This is a genomic window from Stenotrophomonas sp. YJH_SMC_53 (assembly GCF_059369995.1).
Map to the genome: position 1 here is coordinate 49,211 of NZ_JCAFTF010000015.1, position 15,451 is coordinate 64,661.

General features: G+C 66.5%; 13 protein-coding genes. 6 read left to right on the forward strand and 7 right to left on the reverse strand.

The genetic code is table 11. The annotated features are described in order from the left end of the window. Positions 1-11 precede the first annotated feature (11 nt). The 3 genes from AC5P7X_RS18645 to AC5P7X_RS18655 are packed head-to-tail and all read left to right on the forward strand — an operon-like array spanning position 12 to position 3,202. Positions 12-701, forward strand: coding sequence for an ABC transporter ATP-binding protein (locus AC5P7X_RS18645; protein ID WP_053500632.1), 690 nt, complete (start codon positions 12-14; stop codon positions 699-701). Positions 702-715: 14 nt separating this feature from the next. Beyond that, complete coding sequence (locus tag AC5P7X_RS18650) at positions 716-1,873, forward strand: ABC transporter permease (RefSeq protein ID WP_005420575.1); 1,158 nt, start codon at positions 716-718, stop codon at positions 1,871-1,873. Positions 1,874-1,885: 12 nt separating this feature from the next. After that, the gene (locus AC5P7X_RS18655; protein ID WP_053500634.1) at positions 1,886-3,202 is read left to right on the forward strand and encodes an ABC transporter permease; all 1,317 of its coding nucleotides are present in this window, start codon (positions 1,886-1,888) and stop codon (positions 3,200-3,202) included. 74 nt (positions 3,203-3,276) lie between these two features. Here the strand turns inward: AC5P7X_RS18655 and AC5P7X_RS18660 are convergent, their stop codons facing one another. Continuing rightward, positions 3,277-3,576 (reverse strand): YrhB domain-containing protein, encoded by a 300-nt coding sequence (locus AC5P7X_RS18660; protein ID WP_005420578.1) that lies wholly within the window; start codon positions 3,574-3,576, stop codon positions 3,277-3,279. Positions 3,577-3,934: 358 nt separating this feature from the next. Here AC5P7X_RS18660 and AC5P7X_RS18665 point away from each other — a divergent pair, with 358 nt between their 5' ends. Then, positions 3,935-6,760, forward strand: coding sequence for a TonB-dependent receptor (locus tag AC5P7X_RS18665; protein ID WP_495215252.1), 2,826 nt, complete (start codon positions 3,935-3,937; stop codon positions 6,758-6,760). A 120-nt stretch (positions 6,761-6,880) separates the two neighbouring features. Here the strand turns inward: AC5P7X_RS18665 and rarD are convergent, their stop codons facing one another. Together rarD and yedA are read right to left on the reverse strand one after the other, a co-directional pair. Next, positions 6,881-7,777, reverse strand: coding sequence for an EamA family transporter RarD (gene rarD / locus AC5P7X_RS18670; RefSeq protein ID WP_495215253.1), 897 nt, complete (start codon positions 7,775-7,777; stop codon positions 6,881-6,883). Further along, complete coding sequence (gene yedA, locus AC5P7X_RS18675) at positions 7,774-8,679, reverse strand: drug/metabolite exporter YedA (RefSeq protein ID WP_495215254.1); 906 nt, start codon at positions 8,677-8,679, stop codon at positions 7,774-7,776. The genes rarD and yedA overlap by 4 nt, the downstream gene beginning before the upstream one ends. Before the next feature lie 223 nt (positions 8,680-8,902). On the opposite strand from yedA, the gene AC5P7X_RS18680 reads away from it, so the two are divergent. Then, on the forward strand, positions 8,903-10,237 hold the full coding sequence (locus AC5P7X_RS18680; RefSeq protein WP_005420583.1) for an MFS transporter: 1,335 nt from the start codon (positions 8,903-8,905) through the stop codon (positions 10,235-10,237). A gap of 31 nt (positions 10,238-10,268) precedes the next feature. Next, positions 10,269-10,604 (forward strand): hypothetical protein, encoded by a 336-nt coding sequence (locus AC5P7X_RS18685; protein ID WP_495215255.1) that lies wholly within the window; start codon positions 10,269-10,271, stop codon positions 10,602-10,604. Positions 10,605-10,717: 113 nt separating this feature from the next. Here AC5P7X_RS18685 and AC5P7X_RS18690 read toward each other — a convergent pair whose 3' ends face one another. From AC5P7X_RS18690 to AC5P7X_RS18705, 4 genes are all read right to left on the reverse strand, one after another. Then, complete coding sequence (locus tag AC5P7X_RS18690) at positions 10,718-12,370, reverse strand: M28 family metallopeptidase (RefSeq protein WP_053498772.1); 1,653 nt, start codon at positions 12,368-12,370, stop codon at positions 10,718-10,720. Between the two features lie 105 nt (positions 12,371-12,475). After that, positions 12,476-13,408 carry an MBL fold metallo-hydrolase gene (locus tag AC5P7X_RS18695; protein ID WP_329843276.1) on the reverse strand — a complete coding sequence of 311 codons (933 nt, stop codon included), beginning with the start codon at positions 13,406-13,408 and terminating at the stop codon, positions 12,476-12,478. Positions 13,409-13,610: 202 nt separating this feature from the next. Continuing rightward, a complete protein-coding gene (locus tag AC5P7X_RS18700) occupies positions 13,611-13,907 on the reverse strand; it encodes a hypothetical protein (protein ID WP_329843294.1) in 297 nt (98 codons plus the stop codon). A 203-nt stretch (positions 13,908-14,110) separates the two neighbouring features. Continuing rightward, entirely contained in the window at positions 14,111-15,406 is a 1,296-nt protein-coding gene (locus tag AC5P7X_RS18705) for a tryptophan--tRNA ligase (RefSeq protein WP_053498770.1), read from the reverse strand. Between the last annotated feature and the right edge of the window lie 45 nt (positions 15,407-15,451).

The window sequence follows — 15,451 nt, forward strand, 5'->3', positions numbered from 1 at the left end:
GAGAACCACCCATGTCGACCCTGGTTTCACTGCGCAACATCACCAAGACCTACCAGCGTGGCCCCGAGCAAGTGAAGGTGCTGCACGGCATCGACCTGGACATCGCCAGCGGCGACTTCGTCGCGCTGATGGGCCCGTCCGGTTCGGGCAAGACCACCCTGCTCAACCTGATCGGCGGCCTGGACAGCCCCACTGGCGGCGAGATCAGCATCGAGGGCGAGCGCATCGACCAGATGAGTGGCGGCCAGCTGTCGACGTGGCGCAGCCACCATGTCGGCTTCGTATTCCAGTTCTACAACCTGATGCCGATGCTGACCGCGCAGAAGAACGTGGAACTGCCGCTGCTGCTGACCCACCTCAGTGCGGCGCAGCGCCGCCGCAATGCCGAAATCGCGCTCACCCTGGTCGGCCTGGCCGACCGTCGCAGCCACCGCCCGAATGAACTGTCCGGCGGCCAGCAGCAGCGCGTGGCGATCGCCCGCGCGATCGTCTCCGACCCGACCTTCCTGATCTGCGACGAACCAACCGGCGACCTCGACCGCCAATCGGCCGAGGAGATCCTCGGCCTGCTGCAGCAGCTCAACCGCGAGCACGGCAAGACCATCATCATGGTCACCCATGACCCGAAGGCCGCCGAGTACGCCACGCACACGGTGCACCTGGACAAGGGCGAGCTGGCCGACGCGCCGCTGGCCCACTGACGGAGGCCACAGCGATGAAATACTTCTCGTTGGTGTGGGCGCAGCTGTTCCGCAGCCGCACACGCACCTTGCTGACCCTGCTGTCGGTGGTGGCCGCGTTCCTGCTGTTCGGCATGCTCGATTCGGTGCGCGTGGCGTTCTCGTCGGGTGGCAGCGTGGAAGGCGCCAACCGCCTGGTGGTGGCCTCGCGGCTGTCGATCACCCAGTCACTGCCGATCCGGCTGGAAGCACAGGTTCGGCAGGTGGCCGGCGTCCGTGACGTGGCTTATGGCATGTGGTTTGGTGGCATCTACCAGGACCCGAAGAACTTCTTCCCGAACTTCTCGGTGTCACCCAACTACTTCGATGTCTACCGCGAGCTGCAGATCGATCCGGCACAACTGGAGGACTGGAAGCAGACCCGCACCGGCGCCATCGTCGGCGAAACCCTGGCCAAGCAGTTCGGCTGGAAGATCGGCGACACCATCCCGCTGCAGGCGACGATCTTCCCGCGTGGCGGCAGCAACGACTGGCCGCTGGTGCTCAAGGGCATCTACCGTTCCAAGGACCGTGCGCTGGCCGCCAACGAAGAACGCCAGTTGATGATGAACTGGAAGTACTTCGATGAATCCAACGACTACATCAAGAACCAGGTGAGCTGGTACACGGTGACGCTGGACAACCCGGACCATTCCTCGCGGGTGGCACAGGCGATCGATGCGATCTCGGCCAACTCCGACCACGAGACCAAGACCCAGACCGAATCGGCGTTCCAGCAGGCCTTCGTCAAGCAGTTCGCGGATATCGGCATGATCGTCACCTCGATCATGGGCGCGGTGTTCTTCACCCTGCTGCTGTTGACCGGCAACACCATGGCGCAGGCCGTGCGCGAGCGCGTGCCGGAGCTGGCCACGCTGAAAACGTTGGGCTTCAAGGACAGCACCGTGCTGACCCTGGTGATGGTGGAGTCGGTGTTGCTGATCGGCCTGGGCGGCCTGATCGGCATGGGCCTGGCCGCCCTGATCCTGCCGGCCATCGGCCCGAAGAGCATGGGCATGCTGCCGCCGCACGTGCCGACGCCAACCTGGCTGATGGGGCTGGGCCTGATCGTGGTGATCGGCATCATCGTCGGCCTGTTGCCAGCGCTGCGTGCCAAGCGCCTGAAGATCGTCGATGCACTGGCCGGCCGCTGAGGAGGATTGCAGATGAACAAGCTCAAGAAGTGGCTGGGCAACGGCGTAACCGTGCTGCTGCTGGCGATCGGCCTGGTGTTGTGGATCGGGCTGCCGTGGATCGGCGTGCTGGCCGTGGCCGTGCTGGTGGCCCTGTGGTTGCTGCTGACCCGCGGTGGACGGCTGGCGTTGGCCGCCACCCGCATCGGCGTTGCCAGCCTGCCGCAGCGCTGGGGCGCGTCCTCGGTGATCGTGGTCGGCATCGCTGGCGTGGTCGGCGTGCTGGTGGCGATGCTGGCGATGGGCGAAGGCTTCCAGGCCACGCTCAACAACACCGGCGATGACACCACTGCCATCGTGCTGCGCGGTGGCTCGCAGGCCGAGACCAACTCGGTGATCACCCGCGAACAGGTACCCATGCTGTCCACCCTGCCCGGCATCAGCCGCGATGCGCAGGGCCGGCCGTTGTTGTCACCGGAGCTGTCGCAGGTGGTCAACCTGGTGTCCAAGTCCGATGGCACCGACGTCAACGCGCAGTTCCGCGGCGTCGGCCCGCAGGCGTGGGCTGTGCATGACAAGGTCAAGATCGTTGAGGGCCGCAAGTTCGCCACCGGGCTGCGCGAGATCGTGGTCGGCCAGGGCGCCAAGGGCCAGTTCCGCGACATGGAGGTCGGCAGGACGCTGACGCTGGGCAACCAGACCTGGACCGTGGTCGGTGTGTTCGCCACTGGCGATGCGCATGATTCGGAACTGTGGACCGACGCCGATACGCTGGCCGCCACCTACCAGCGCAGCGCCTGGCAGTCGATCAGCGTGCGTACCGATGGCAAGGCCGGCTTCGATCAGTTCAAGGCGGCCGTCGCTGCCGACCCACGCCTGAAGCTGGACGTGGAAACCACCCGCGTCTACTACAGCAAGCAGGGCGGCGGGCTGACCAAGCTGATCGACATTCTGGGCAAGGTGATCGGCACGATCATGGCGGTCGGTGCGGTGTTCGGCGCGCTCAACACCATGTATGCGGCCGTGGCCACGCGCGCCCGCGAAATCGCCACCATGCGTGCGATCGGCTTCCGCGGCCTGCCGGTGGTGACGGCCGTGATGCTGGAAACGATGCTGCTGGCGCTGCTCGGTGGCCTGCTCGGCTGTGCGGTTGCATGGCTGCTGTTCAATGGCTACAGCGTGTCCACCATCGGCAGCAACTTCAGCGCGGTGGTGTTCAAGTTCCACGTATCACCGGAACTGCTGTGGACCGGCCTGAAATGGGCACTGGGCATCGGCCTGGTCGGCGGCCTGTTCCCGGCGCTGCGCGCGGCGCGTTTGCCGATCACTACGGCGCTGCGCGAAACCTGAGCACCATGCAGCGGTGGACTGCGCATCACGCAGGGGGACGGAGCGAAGGCTCCGTCCCTTTTTCGTTGCTGAACTCAGGCATCCATCGCCGCAACATCGGATGGTGGGTGCCGCAGGGCCAAATGCCGGCGAACAGCCTCCTCCGGCGCGTACGCCGTGCCCAGCGCGTGCTGCTCACCCGTATGCCTGTCGACGAAGATCGGGCCATTGCCGGCCAGTGCGTCCGAGATCTCGCCGGATTGCAGGTAGCGCAGCGACTGGAAGCAGAACAGCCAGCCTTCGACCATCTCATGCTCGTGCGTGATGGCAACCGGCTCATCGTCGCTGGCAAGTGCAGCCTGCACGCGACGGCGTGCTTCGTCGAGCTGGATCATTCCTTCGCCTCTTGTTTTCGATGACAGCGCGAAGAGCATTTCATGCGGGTGGATGCATCGCAACGGATAGGCACCTGGGTACAAGTGCGCACTGCGGCGTGTTGTCACAACCGCTCAAGCGTCGCGGTTCTGTGCCGCTATCGATGCCTCTACTCATCGCAAACGCAGCGCGCGTGACGCTGCGCACAGTGCATCTGTGGATTGTTGGTTGCGATTCATCTTCGCGCACTTCCAGCGGCGTCGAGACAAACAGTTACGAATGGAAACATTCTAGAATCGCGCCCCCCACGTTGGTTTGCAGCACCCCACGCGCCCATAGAACGGGCGCATGTTTTTACTGAAACACGAGATTTCACGGATGTCCCTGAAAACCAATCCGCTGCGCAACGCGATCGTCATCGCGCTGGCCGCCAGCTGCACCACCCCCGCCTTCGCACAGAGCGCCGGCGATACCCCGACCAACCTCGACCGCATCGAAATCACCGGCTCGCGCATCCGCCAGGCCAGTGTCGAAACCGCACAGCCGGTGGTCGCGCTCAACCGCGCCGAGATCGAGAAGAAGGGTTACGTCAACGTCGCCGACATCCTGCAGGACATTCCTGCCGCCGGGGCGCCGAGCATGAGCCGCGCCTCGTCGCTGACTTCTTCGCGCGATTTCGGCGGCATGTACGTCAGCCTGCGCAACCTTGGCCCGGAACGCAGCCTGGTGCTGATCGACGGCCGCCGCATGGGCGTCAGCGCCGGCGGCTACTCCGACCTGGCCTCGATCCCGTCGTCCATCGTCGAGCGCGTGGAAGTGCTGACCGACGGCGCCTCCGCGCTGTACGGCTCCGATGCCATCGCCGGTGTGGTCAACATCATCACCCGCAAGAATTTCGATGGTGGCGAAGCCAGCGTCTATGTCGGCCAGTACGGCCAGGGTGACGGCCAGAAGCGCGCATACAGTGCAACCTTCGGCAAGACCTTCGAGCGCGGCTGGTTCAGCGTGGGCGCCGAGCGCACCAAGGAAGACGAGGTGCTGGGCAAGGACCGCGAGTTCAGCCGTTACACCAACGGCCCGCGCCACCCGAACGATGGCCTCAACGGCAACACGCCGTGGGGCTACGTCACCGTCGGTGGCAAGAACCTGACCGTGGGTCCGGGCGGCGACCCGAGCAAGGCCGGCAACTTCCATGCGCCGGACCCGGCCGATGGTGCCAACACCAAGTCGAACATGAGCCTGCTGACCGGCCTGGAGCGCACCTCGGTGTTCGCCAACGGTGGCTTCTCGATCACCGACAACCTGCGCATCGTCGCCGACGCGCTGTACAGCAAGCGCGAGTCGACCAAGCACCTGGCCGGCTACCCGTACTCGGTCAGCGCCGCGCAGGCCCGCAATGGCAGCCGTGCCGCCCTGTCCAAGGACAGCGCGTTCAACCTGTGGGGCCAGGATGCGCTGTTCGCGCACCGCACCGAGGAACTGCCGCGCGGCACCGAGAACAACCTGGAAACCAAGCGCGCCAGCATCGGCCTGGAAGGCAGCTTCGAAACCGGTTCGCGGTACTGGGACTGGAACATCAACTACATGTACAACCGCAACGAAGGCGAGCGCATCGGTACCGGCAGCATGTACCAGCCGCACGTCAACCTGGCCGTCGGCCCGTCCTTCATGGACGGCAACGTGGCCCGTTGCGGTGCGCCGGGCGCGGTGATCGCCGGCTGCGTGCCGTGGAACCCGGCTGCCCCGATGGGTTACACCGGCCCGGGCTCGCTGAGCAACCAGGACGTGCAGGACTACCTGTTCACCCGCTTCGTCGACAAGATGCAGAGCACCACCAAGGTCGCCAGCGGCAACATCTCCGGTTCGCTGTTCACCCTGCCGGCCGGCGACATCCTGGCCGCGATGGGCTTCGAGCACCGCAGCGAGGAGGCCAGCTACACGCCGGACATGAAGGTGCAGAAGGGCGAGATCGCCGGCACCAGCGGCCAGCCGACCCGCGGCAACTACTCGCTCAACGAGGCCTACCTGGAACTGCAGGTGCCGTTGCTGGCCGACCTGCCGTTCGCCCGCGAACTGTCGCTGGACGTGGCCGGTCGCTACTCGGACTACACCAACTTCGGTTCCACCACCAACAGCAAGTTCGGCCTGAAGTGGAAGCCGATCGACAGCCTGCTGGTGCGCGCCACCTACGGCACCGGCTTCCGTGCGCCGACCGTGGATGACCTGTATGGCGGCACCGTCAGCAGTCGCGACTCGTTCACCGACCCGTGCGATACCTCCTTCGGCACCGCCGCCAGCAGCCCGGCCGTCGCCGCCCGTTGCCAGGCGCTGAAGGTGCCGGCCAACTTCCGCCAGCTCAACAGCGATGGCAGCGTGGCCACCAAGCCCGGCCAGCAGGCCACCACCGATTTCAGCTCGGGTTCCAACCCGGACCTGAAGCCGGAAACCGCCAAGACCTGGACCGTGGGCCTGGTCTACAGCCCGGACTTCGTGCAGGGCCTGGACGTCAGCCTGGACTGGTGGAAGATCCGCATCGACAACGCCATCGTCGGTGAGTCGGCCACCAACATCCTGGAACAGTGCTACGTGCAGGGTTCGGATGCTGCCTGTGGCCGCTTCACCCGTGGCAGCAACGGCCAGGTCAACGCGCTGGACCGCTCGCTGGTCAACGCGGGCTACCGCGAAACTGCCGGCTATGACATCAACGTGCGTTACCGCCTGCCGGAAACCGCGTTCGGCAAGTTCGCCGTCAACTGGAACACCACCTACACCGATTATCTGGAGCAGCGCAACGACAGCGCCGCCACCACCCCGGTGGAACAGCGTACCGGTTGGGCGGGCGACTTCCGCGTGCGCTCCACCTTCAACCTGGATTGGCAGTATGGCGACCTCGGCATCGGCTGGACCGCGCGCTACTACTCCAGCATGAAGGAGAAGTGCTCGTACATGGACGAGTGCAACATGCCGGGCTTCAACTCGTCGTACACCAGCGCCTCGCCGACCAACAAGGTGGGCTCCAACACCTTCCACGACCTGCAGGTGCGCTACAGCCTGCCGTGGGATGGCACCGTGTCGCTGGGCGTGAACAACGTGTTCAACCACCAGGGCCCGATCATGTACAGCCAGCCGAACAGCAGCTTCACCTACTACGGTGGCTTCGACATCGGCCGCTTCATGTACATGAAGTACCAGCAGCGCTTCTAAGCCTGCAACCGCGTTCCCGCCACGGCCATCCCTCTCTCCTGGCCGTGGATGGAAGCAGAACGGCGCCCCTCGGGGCGCCGTTCTTTTTTGCGTGGAAGCGGGGTCAGATCCCCGCCGGCGCTAGCGCTTGGCGCGCATCGTGCGGATGTTGTCGCCGACGAACAGCACCAGGCCAGCCCAGATCGCTGCAAACCCGATCGCCTTGGCAGCGTCGAATGCCTCATGGAAGAAGAACACACCCAGCAGCAGCTGCAGGCTCGGCGCGATGTACTGCAGGATGCCGACCAGCGACAGCGGAATGCGCTTCACGCCGTAGGCGAAGCCGATCAGCGGTACTGCGGTGACCGCGCCGCCGAAGATCAGCAGCAGGTCGTTGCGCCAGCCCCAACCCTGGAAGAACGCACCGCCGTGGCCGTTCTCGGCCCAGATCGCAAACGCCAGCGCCGGCAGGAACAGGTACATGCTCTCCACGCCGAGGCCGGCCACCGGGTCGACCGAGACCAGCTTGCGCAGCAGGCCATACAAGCCGAACGAACAGGCCAGGCCCAGCGCGATCCACGGTGGCGTACCTGCATCGATGGTCAGCCAGGCCACGCCCACCGCCGCCATTGCCACCGCTACCCACTGCAGCCGGCGCAGCCGTTCCTTCAGCACCAGCACGCCCAGCAGCACGTTCACCAGCGGGTTGATGAAGTAGCCCAGGCTGGTCTCGATGACATGACCGGCGTTGACCGCCCAGATGTACAGGCCCCAGTTGAACGCGATGGTCAGGCTCGACACCAGCAGGATCGGCAGCGCGCGCGGCTGCGCGGCGATCTTCCGCCACCAGCCCAGGCGCGCACTGATCAACAGCCAACCCAGCACCAGCACCGTGCTCCAGATGATGCGGTGGGCGATGATCTGGAACGAGGGCACCTCGTTGAGCAGGTGCCAATAGACCGGCACCAGGCCCCAGATCACGAAGGTGGATGCGGTGACCAGCAGGCCCCGGCGTTGTTCTTTCTCGTCCATGCTCACTTCTTTCTCGTCCTTGCCATTGTCAGCACCACCACACCCAGAAGAATCACCGCCATCGCCAGCAGGTCGCGCCAACCGAAGCGCTCACCGTTGAGCAGCGCGCCCAGCAGCACCGCGATCACCGGATTGACATACGCGTAGCTGCCCGCGAGCGCCGGGCGCACGTTCTGCAGCAGCCACACGTAGGCAGTGAACGCGACGATGGAGCCGAACACGCACAGATAGGCCATCGCCAGCAGGCCACCGGTATCGGGCAGCGTGGTCGGGCGCTCGCCCACCGCCAGGCCGATCAGCACCAGCAGCACGCCGCCGCAGATCATCTGCCCGGCCGCGGTCATGAACGGACCCGGCAGGTCCAGGCCGCGTGCCCACACCGAACCGAACGCCCAGCCGATCGGCGCGATCAGCAGCAGCACCAGCCCGGTCGGCGAGCCGGTCAGGCTGCTGCCGGCGTTGAGCCAGACCACGCCGAGGAAGCCGATGGTGATGCCCAGCCACTCACCACGGCTGGCATGTTGCCCGCGCAGCGCCGAGAACAGCGCCATCCACAGCGGCACCGAGGCCACCGCCGTGGCGGCCAGGCCCGAGGACACCTCGCGCTCGGCCAGCACCACCATGCCGTTGCCCAGCACCAGCATGGTCACGCCCATGATGACCAGGTTGCGCCACTGCCGCAGCGTCGGGTTCGGCAGCTTCCAGAACAGGCGCAAGGCCAGGAACATCAGGCCGCCGGCAATGATGAAGCGGCTGCCGGAGACCATCGTCAGCGGCAGTGCGCCGCCGTGCAGGGCCTTGGCGATGCCCAGATAGGTCGAACCCCAGACCACGTAGACCAGCAGCAGTGCCAGCGCGACAAGGCCACCCCGGGGGGCAGCCGCAGACGAAGAGGGGGGAGCCGACATGACACACCAGGGAGCCGGGGGAAGGCGGATTCTAGGACGTTTTGAGTATGGTCCGGGACCCCATACGGTGGCACGCTGTCATCCATCCATGCACCCTGCTCTGGTCTGCTACCCCGTGTTGACGGCCGATGCAGTACCAAGAGGGCTGCCCGGCCGCGCCGCCCCAAGGCCGGACGCCGTTTTCCCTGCGCACGGACGCGCCGCATCGAGGATTTCCACCCAGATGAGCACCACGTCCCAACCTGTTGTCCCCGCGAACGACCGTGCCGCCCTGCGGCGGTCGATCTCCAACACCCTCAAAGGCTCCGCCGGCAACCTGGTGGAGTGGTATGACGTCTACGTGTACTCGGTGTTCGCCGTGTACTTCGAATCGCAGTTCTTCTCGCCGGACGACAAGAACTCCACCCTGTACGTGTGGGCGATCTTCGCGGCGACCTTCCTGATGCGCCCGATCGGCGCCTGGTTCTTCGGCCGCTTCGCCGACCGCCACGGCCGCCGCCTGGCGCTGACCGTCTCGGTCACGTTGATGGCGCTGTGCTCGTTCCTCATCGCCATCACCCCCACCGCCGCCAGCATCGGCATCTGGGCCGCCGTGATCCTGTTGTTCGCACGCCTGCTGCAGGGCTTCGCCACTGGCGGCGAGTATGGTGCCAGCGCCACTTACATGTCCGAGGCCGCCATTCCGGGCCGTCGCGGCTTCCTGTCCTCGTTCCACTACGTCACCCTGGTCGGCGGCCACGTGCTGGCCCAGCTGACCCTGCTGCTGATGCTGACCTTCTGGGGCAAGCCGGAGATCTCCGAGTGGGGCTGGCGCATCGCCTTCGGTATCGGTGGCATCGCTGCGGTGGTGGTGTTCTGGCTGCGCCGGGGCATGGACGAATCGCTGTCGGAGTCGTCGATCGAGGCCGCGCGCGAGGGCAAGGCAAAGAAGTCCGGTTCGATGTACGAGTTGTTCGTGCACCAGTGGCGGCCGCTGCTGCTGTGCTTCCTGATCACCGCTGGCGGCACCGTGGCCTTCTACACCTACTCGGTGAACGGCCCGAAGATGATCCAGAGCGCCTTCGCCGGCAACGACCCGATGACCGGCACCCTGATCAACCTGGGCGTGCTGGCCTTCCTGATGGTGCTGCAACCGGTCGGCGGCTGGCTGTCGGACATCATCGGCCGCAAGACCCTGCTGGTGTTCTTCGGCGTCGGCGGCGTGCTGTACAGCTGGTACCTGATCACCCAGCTGCCGCACCAGCATGACGCCACCCTGGCCTTCCTGACCCTGGCGCTGGCGTTCGTCATCCTCACCGGCTACACCTCGATCAACGCGGTGGTGAAGGCCGAGCTGTTCCCCACCCACGTGCGTGCACTGGGCGTGGGCCTGGGCTATGCGCTGGCCAACTCGCTGTTCGGCGGCACCGCCCCGCTGCTGTACCAGGGCGCGCTGAAGACCGGCCACGTCGACTGGTTCGCCATCTACGTGACCGCCACGATCGCGGTATCGTTGGTGGTCTATGTGTTCTTCCTTACCAACAAGGGCCCGAACTGGCTCGACGGCACCCGCAAGTAAGCGCGTTGCCCTGATCGCGGCCACTGGCGCAATGCCGGTGGCCGCTACGTCTCCCGCCACCACGCTGATGTGGATCGCGGTGACGCTGGCCGCAGCCACGGCATTGGCCTGGGTGCTGCGCCGCCCCAACGCGCAGGCCACGTGGCCGCGCACGGGTTTCGGGATCGCCCTGCTGGTGTTCTGCGCCGCGCTGGCGCTGCAGCTGGCGATGGACCTGGGCAGCGGCCACAGCTCGCTGCACCTGCGGCTGCATCGCGGTGTCAGTCCGGCCCCCCTGGTTGGCCTGCGCACGATGGTGGCGTGCTATCTGGCAGCGCTCGTCGCCGGCGGCTGGGGCGCGTGGAAGCTGCTGCGACGGCGCCGGTAGTACCGGCCGCTGGCCGGCAAAGCCACCTTCTTTCGGTAGTGCCGGCCGCTGGCCGGCAACCTCATGAACCTCCGGAAAGAGCAGGGAGTTGCCGGCCAGCGGCCGGCACTACCTCAGCGGCGGGCCGCTTCGCTCTTGTCGCGCGCGCCGCGGAACTCCGATTCCTTTTCCCACGTCGGCCAGCGGCGGCTGTTGGCCAGCTCGGCACCCAGGTCGTAGACCAGCAGCGTGTCGGCAGCGTGGCCGCTCGGGTCCCAGCTCGGCGTCCAGGCATCACAGGCCTGGTGGTAGCAGTCGGCGAAGTACTTTTCGCGCAGCGCGCGGCCGCCTTCAACGCCACCGTCCAGCTTGTCCAGGCCCGGGCCGATGGTGATCGCCGGCACGCCCAGGCGGGCGAAGGCAAAATGATCGGCACGGTAGAAGAAGCCGGCTTCCAGGTTCGGGTCCGGACTGTAGCTGCGGCCACGGGCCTTGGCCACGCGCTCCAGATCGCCTTCCAACGACACCCGGCCCTTGCCCCACGAGGCAATGTCGCGGGTCGGGCCATCCGGGCTGAACATCTCGATGTTCAGCACCGCAGCGGTCTTGTCCAGCGGCGCCAGCGGGTGCGCAGCATAGTAGCTGGCCCCCAGCAGGCCCTTCTCTTCAGCGGTCAGCGCCACGAAGTACAGCGTGCGCTGTGGCTGCGGGCCGGCAGCGAACACCCGACCCAGCTCCAGCACCGTGGCCACACCGGTGGCGTTGTCGATCGCACCGCGGCGGATGCGGTCCCCCTTGGCGTCGGGCTGACCGATGCCGAACGCATCCCAGTGCGCGGAGAAGATCACGGCCTCGTCAGCATGTTCACCACCGGGCAGCTTGGCGACCACGTTGCGGGTTACCACCTGCTCGCGCTTGAGCGCGAAATCCACGCTCAATTTCGCGTTGTCCAGTGCCACCGGGCGGAAGTCGGCACGCATCGCCTTGCGCTTCTCCGCATCGAAGTCGAGGCCGGCGTCGGCGAAGATCGCCTCGGCCAGCTCGCGCTGCATCCAGCCGCGCAGCGGGGTGTGCTGCGCCATCGCTTCGGCGTGGCCGCGCTCGATGTCGAACAGCGGCGAAGTGCCCGAGCTCTTTACCGTGGCCCAGCCATACGCGGCCGGCGCGGTCTCGTGCACGATCAGCACGCCTTCGGCACCCCGGCGTGCGGCTTCCTCGAACTTGTAGGTCCACCGGCCGTAGTAGGTCACCGCCTTGCCATCGAACGCGCCCGGCGCGTCGGCCTCGAAGTCGGCGTCGTTGATCAGCACCACGGCGATCTTGCCGTGCAGGTCCACGTCCTTGTAGTCGTTCCAGTGGCGTTCCGGTGCGTCGATGCCGTAGCCGACGAACACCAACGGTGCATCCTTGATCTGCACGCGCTTGCGCGGCTGCAGGCTCTGCAGGGTCACGTCCACGCCATTGGCCAGCGCACGCTTGCCCTGCTTCAGCGACAGGCTGGCCTTGGCCTCACCCTCCAGCTGCGCGCGCACCAGCGGCACTGGCTGCACCCAGCTGCCGTCCACGCCGCCCGGCTGCAGGCCATAGCTGCGGAACTGCTCGATCAGGTACTGCACCGTGCGCTCTTCGCCCTCGGTGGCCGGTGCGCGGCCCTCGAACTCATCCGACGCCAGCACACGCACATGCCGCGACAGTGCCTGCGGATCGATGCCGCCACCCGGCAGGTCGTTGGCCGCATGGGCCAGGCCACCGACAAACAGGCAGGACGACAGCAGCAACACGCGCATCGGATTCACGGCAGTACCACGGCTAGCTTGGAAGTCACCAGAGTGTAACGTGGTCGTGACACCACGGCGCGGCTTGGGCCAGTGTCATCCACGCATCGCGTGGATCTACCTGCTGATGCGATCCAGCCAGCAGGCCAGGCCCTGTGCGTTGAGTTCGATGTCCATCGCCAGCACGGCAATCACCGCCGCATCGTCCAGCGCACAACCATGCTGCTGCGCCCATTCCAGGTACAGCGCCTGCAGTGCCGCCAGCAGGCAGCGGTGGCGGTCCGGGCGGCCATCGCACTGGCGGCCGATCGCGGCCATCGCATCGATCTGCTCGAACAGGTCCGCAGCCAGTTTTTCCACCTGCTGCACGCGCCCATAGTGGGTCAGGTACATCGCCTGCGGGGCGTAGCCCAGCATGCGTCGGATCGAGGCCTTCATCGCCTCCGGGTCGAACTGCACCGGCGAGGAAGTCGGGAAGATGAAAGCGCCCTGCGCGCTGTCCAGCTCGCGGTAGGAGATGCCGAACGTATCGCCAGTGAACCAGCTGCGGCTGCGCGCATCCCACACGCAATAATGGTGCAGTGCGTGGCCCGGCGTGTGCAGCAGCACCAGCTCGCGGCCAGCGAGATCGATGCGGTGGCCGTCTTCGGCCACCACCACGCGGTGTTCGGGAATCGGCTCGATGCGGCCGTAGCTGCGCGCGATCTCCTCGGCGCCGTACACCGCCGTCGCACCCGCAATCAGCCGGGTCGGGTCGATCATGTGCGGCGCACCGCGCGGATGCAGCACCGCCTTTGCGTTGGGCAGCTGCTGCATCAGCAGTCCGGCGCCGCCGGCGTGGTCCAGGTGCACGTGCGTGAGCAGCAGCCAGTCCACGGCATCCACGCCCAGGCCAGCGTCCACCAGCGCCTGCAGCATCGCCGGCACAGACAGGCCGGTGCCGCAGTCGACGAAGGCCGCGCGGCCGTTTTCAACGATCAGGTAGGCCGCGTCGAAGTCCGGGCGCTGGAAGCCGGTATCGATGGTGTGGATGCTGGGATCGGCGGTCATCGGCACGCACCTGGCAGGATCGGGAACAGACGCCCATGGTAGGCGCGCAGGCGGCCCGGGTTCGATGCGGCTTTGGTCGGAGGGCGCTTCTGTAGAGCCGAGCCCACGCTCGGCTGCCATTCTGTCAGGCACCAGCCGAGCATAGGCTCGGCTCTACAGAGGCACGCGAAGTCGAGCGTGGCTCGGCTCTACAGAGGCAGGGCTACCGGTCCAGCCAGCGCGGCCGCAGCAGCAATGCCAGCACCAGCACCGCCAGGAACGCGCCGTAGGCATACAGCACCGCCAGCACCTGTGGCCAGATAGGTCCGGCGCCGGGCTGCACCACGCCGATGCGGTAGCCCCACAGCATCGACACGATGCTCAGGGCGAAGGCCAGCACCAGGATGGTGCCATCGAACAGGCGCCGCCGCGCGCTGCGCGGCTGGCGCGGAAACAGCCAGTACAGGCTGCCCAGCAGCAGGAACCAGGGCAGGAACAGCAGCAGCGACAACCAGGCCATCGCGGACTCCATGTCATCGCGCCAGAGGCGCGCGGACATCATGCCATGGGGCTGTGCCACGGTCGTGCCGGCGGGGGTCTTCCCTGTAGAGCCGAGCCCATGCTCGGCTGGGTGGCAAAGCAGCCGAGCGTGGGCTCGGCTCTACAGAGGCGGAGCCGGGTCGAGCATGGCTCGACTCTACAAAGGGCAGGCAGGCCCGGCGATCAGGCCGCTTCGCGCAACGCAGCCAGGGCGGCCAGCACGGCGTCCACCTCGGTTTCCAGCTTGAACAGCTCGCTCTGCAACTGGTCGCCCTGCTCGGCCTGCTTGATCACCGCAATCAACTGGCCGGCATCGCGTGGCGAATCGAAGCCTTCGCTCTGGATCAGCAGCGTGCCGTCACCGGCGGTCAGCTTGAAGTAGAAGCGGCCGTCCTTTTCGCGGTACTGCTTGAACTGCGGCGGCGCCACGCGGGCCACGCCGGCATCTTCGCTGGCGATGCCACCGGCACTGGACAGGTCACGCAGGCCCACCGCATGGCGCAGCTCGTCCAGCAGCGGTGCCGCCAGCTGCTCGCGCAGCTGCTGGCCACGGCGCTTGAGCAGCGCTTCGATCTTCTCCGGCTCGGCCATCAGTGCGTTGTAGCGCTCGCGCAGCGGCGACAGCTCGCTGTCGATACGCTCGAACAGCTGCTGCTTGGCGTCGCCCCAACTGATGCCGGCGGCGAAGGCCCTGGCGAATTCCGCGGTCTGTTCCGGCGTGGCGAACGCCTGGTACATCTGGAACAGCGCCGAGCCCTCGGTGTCCTTCGGCTCGCCCGGTGCGCGCGAGTCGGTCAGGATCGAGAACACCAGCTTCTTCAGCTCCTCGCGCGGCACGAACAGCGGAATGGTGTTGTGGTAGCTCTTGCTCATCTTGCGGCCATCCAGGCCCGCCAGCGTTGCCACCTGCTCATCGATCACCACGTCCGGCAGCGGGAAGTACTCCTTGCCGTACACGTGGTTGAAGCGCTGGGCGAAATCGCGCGCCATCTCGATGTGCTGGATCTGGTCACGGCCCACCGGTACCTGGTTGGCCTTGAAGATCAGGATGTCGGCGGCCATCAGCACCGGGTACATGAACAGACCGGCGCTGACGCCTGCGTCCTCGTCCACGCCTTCCTCGCGGTTCTTGTCCACTGCCGCCTTGTAGGCGTGCGCGCGGTTGAGGATGCCCTTGCTGGCGATGGCGGTCAGGAACCACATCAGCTCGGTGGTCTCGCGGATGTCGCTCTGGCGGTAGAACCACACGTGTTCCGGGTCCAGGCCGCAGGCCAGCCAGCTGGCCGCGATCTCCAGGGTCGCGCGCTGGGTGCGCTGCGGGTCCTGCGACTTGATCAGGCTGTGCAGGTCGGCCAGGAAGAAGAAGCTCTCGATCCCCGGCGCGCGGCTGGCCGCGATCGCCGGACGGATGGCGCCAACGTAGTTGCCCAGGTGGGGCGTGCCGGAGGGGGTGATGCCGGTAAGGACTCGGGTCGTCATGACTGCGTGGGGTAACCTTCGATGAACGGGGCCAGTTTACCTTGC

Coding starts and splice junctions, on each gene's coding strand:
- AC5P7X_RS18645 (WP_053500632.1), top strand. CDS start 12: ATGTCGACCCTGGTTTCACTGCGCAACATCACCAAGACCTACCAGCGT.
- AC5P7X_RS18650 (WP_005420575.1), top strand. CDS start 716: ATGAAATACTTCTCGTTGGTGTGGGCGCAGCTGTTCCGCAGCCGCACA.
- AC5P7X_RS18655 (WP_053500634.1), top strand. CDS start 1,886: ATGAACAAGCTCAAGAAGTGGCTGGGCAACGGCGTAACCGTGCTGCTG.
- AC5P7X_RS18660 (WP_005420578.1), bottom strand. CDS start 3,576: ATGATCCAGCTCGACGAAGCACGCCGTCGCGTGCAGGCTGCACTTGCC.
- AC5P7X_RS18665 (WP_495215252.1), top strand. CDS start 3,935: ATGTCCCTGAAAACCAATCCGCTGCGCAACGCGATCGTCATCGCGCTG.
- yedA (WP_495215254.1), bottom strand. CDS start 8,679: ATGTCGGCTCCCCCCTCTTCGTCTGCGGCTGCCCCCCGGGGTGGCCTT.
- AC5P7X_RS18680 (WP_005420583.1), top strand. CDS start 8,903: ATGAGCACCACGTCCCAACCTGTTGTCCCCGCGAACGACCGTGCCGCC.
- AC5P7X_RS18685 (WP_495215255.1), top strand. CDS start 10,269: ATGCCGGTGGCCGCTACGTCTCCCGCCACCACGCTGATGTGGATCGCG.
- AC5P7X_RS18690 (WP_053498772.1), bottom strand. CDS start 12,370: ATGCGCGTGTTGCTGCTGTCGTCCTGCCTGTTTGTCGGTGGCCTGGCC.
- AC5P7X_RS18695 (WP_329843276.1), bottom strand. CDS start 13,408: ATGACCGCCGATCCCAGCATCCACACCATCGATACCGGCTTCCAGCGC.
- AC5P7X_RS18700 (WP_329843294.1), bottom strand. CDS start 13,907: ATGGCCTGGTTGTCGCTGCTGCTGTTCCTGCCCTGGTTCCTGCTGCTG.
- AC5P7X_RS18705 (WP_053498770.1), bottom strand. CDS start 15,406: ATGACGACCCGAGTCCTTACCGGCATCACCCCCTCCGGCACGCCCCAC.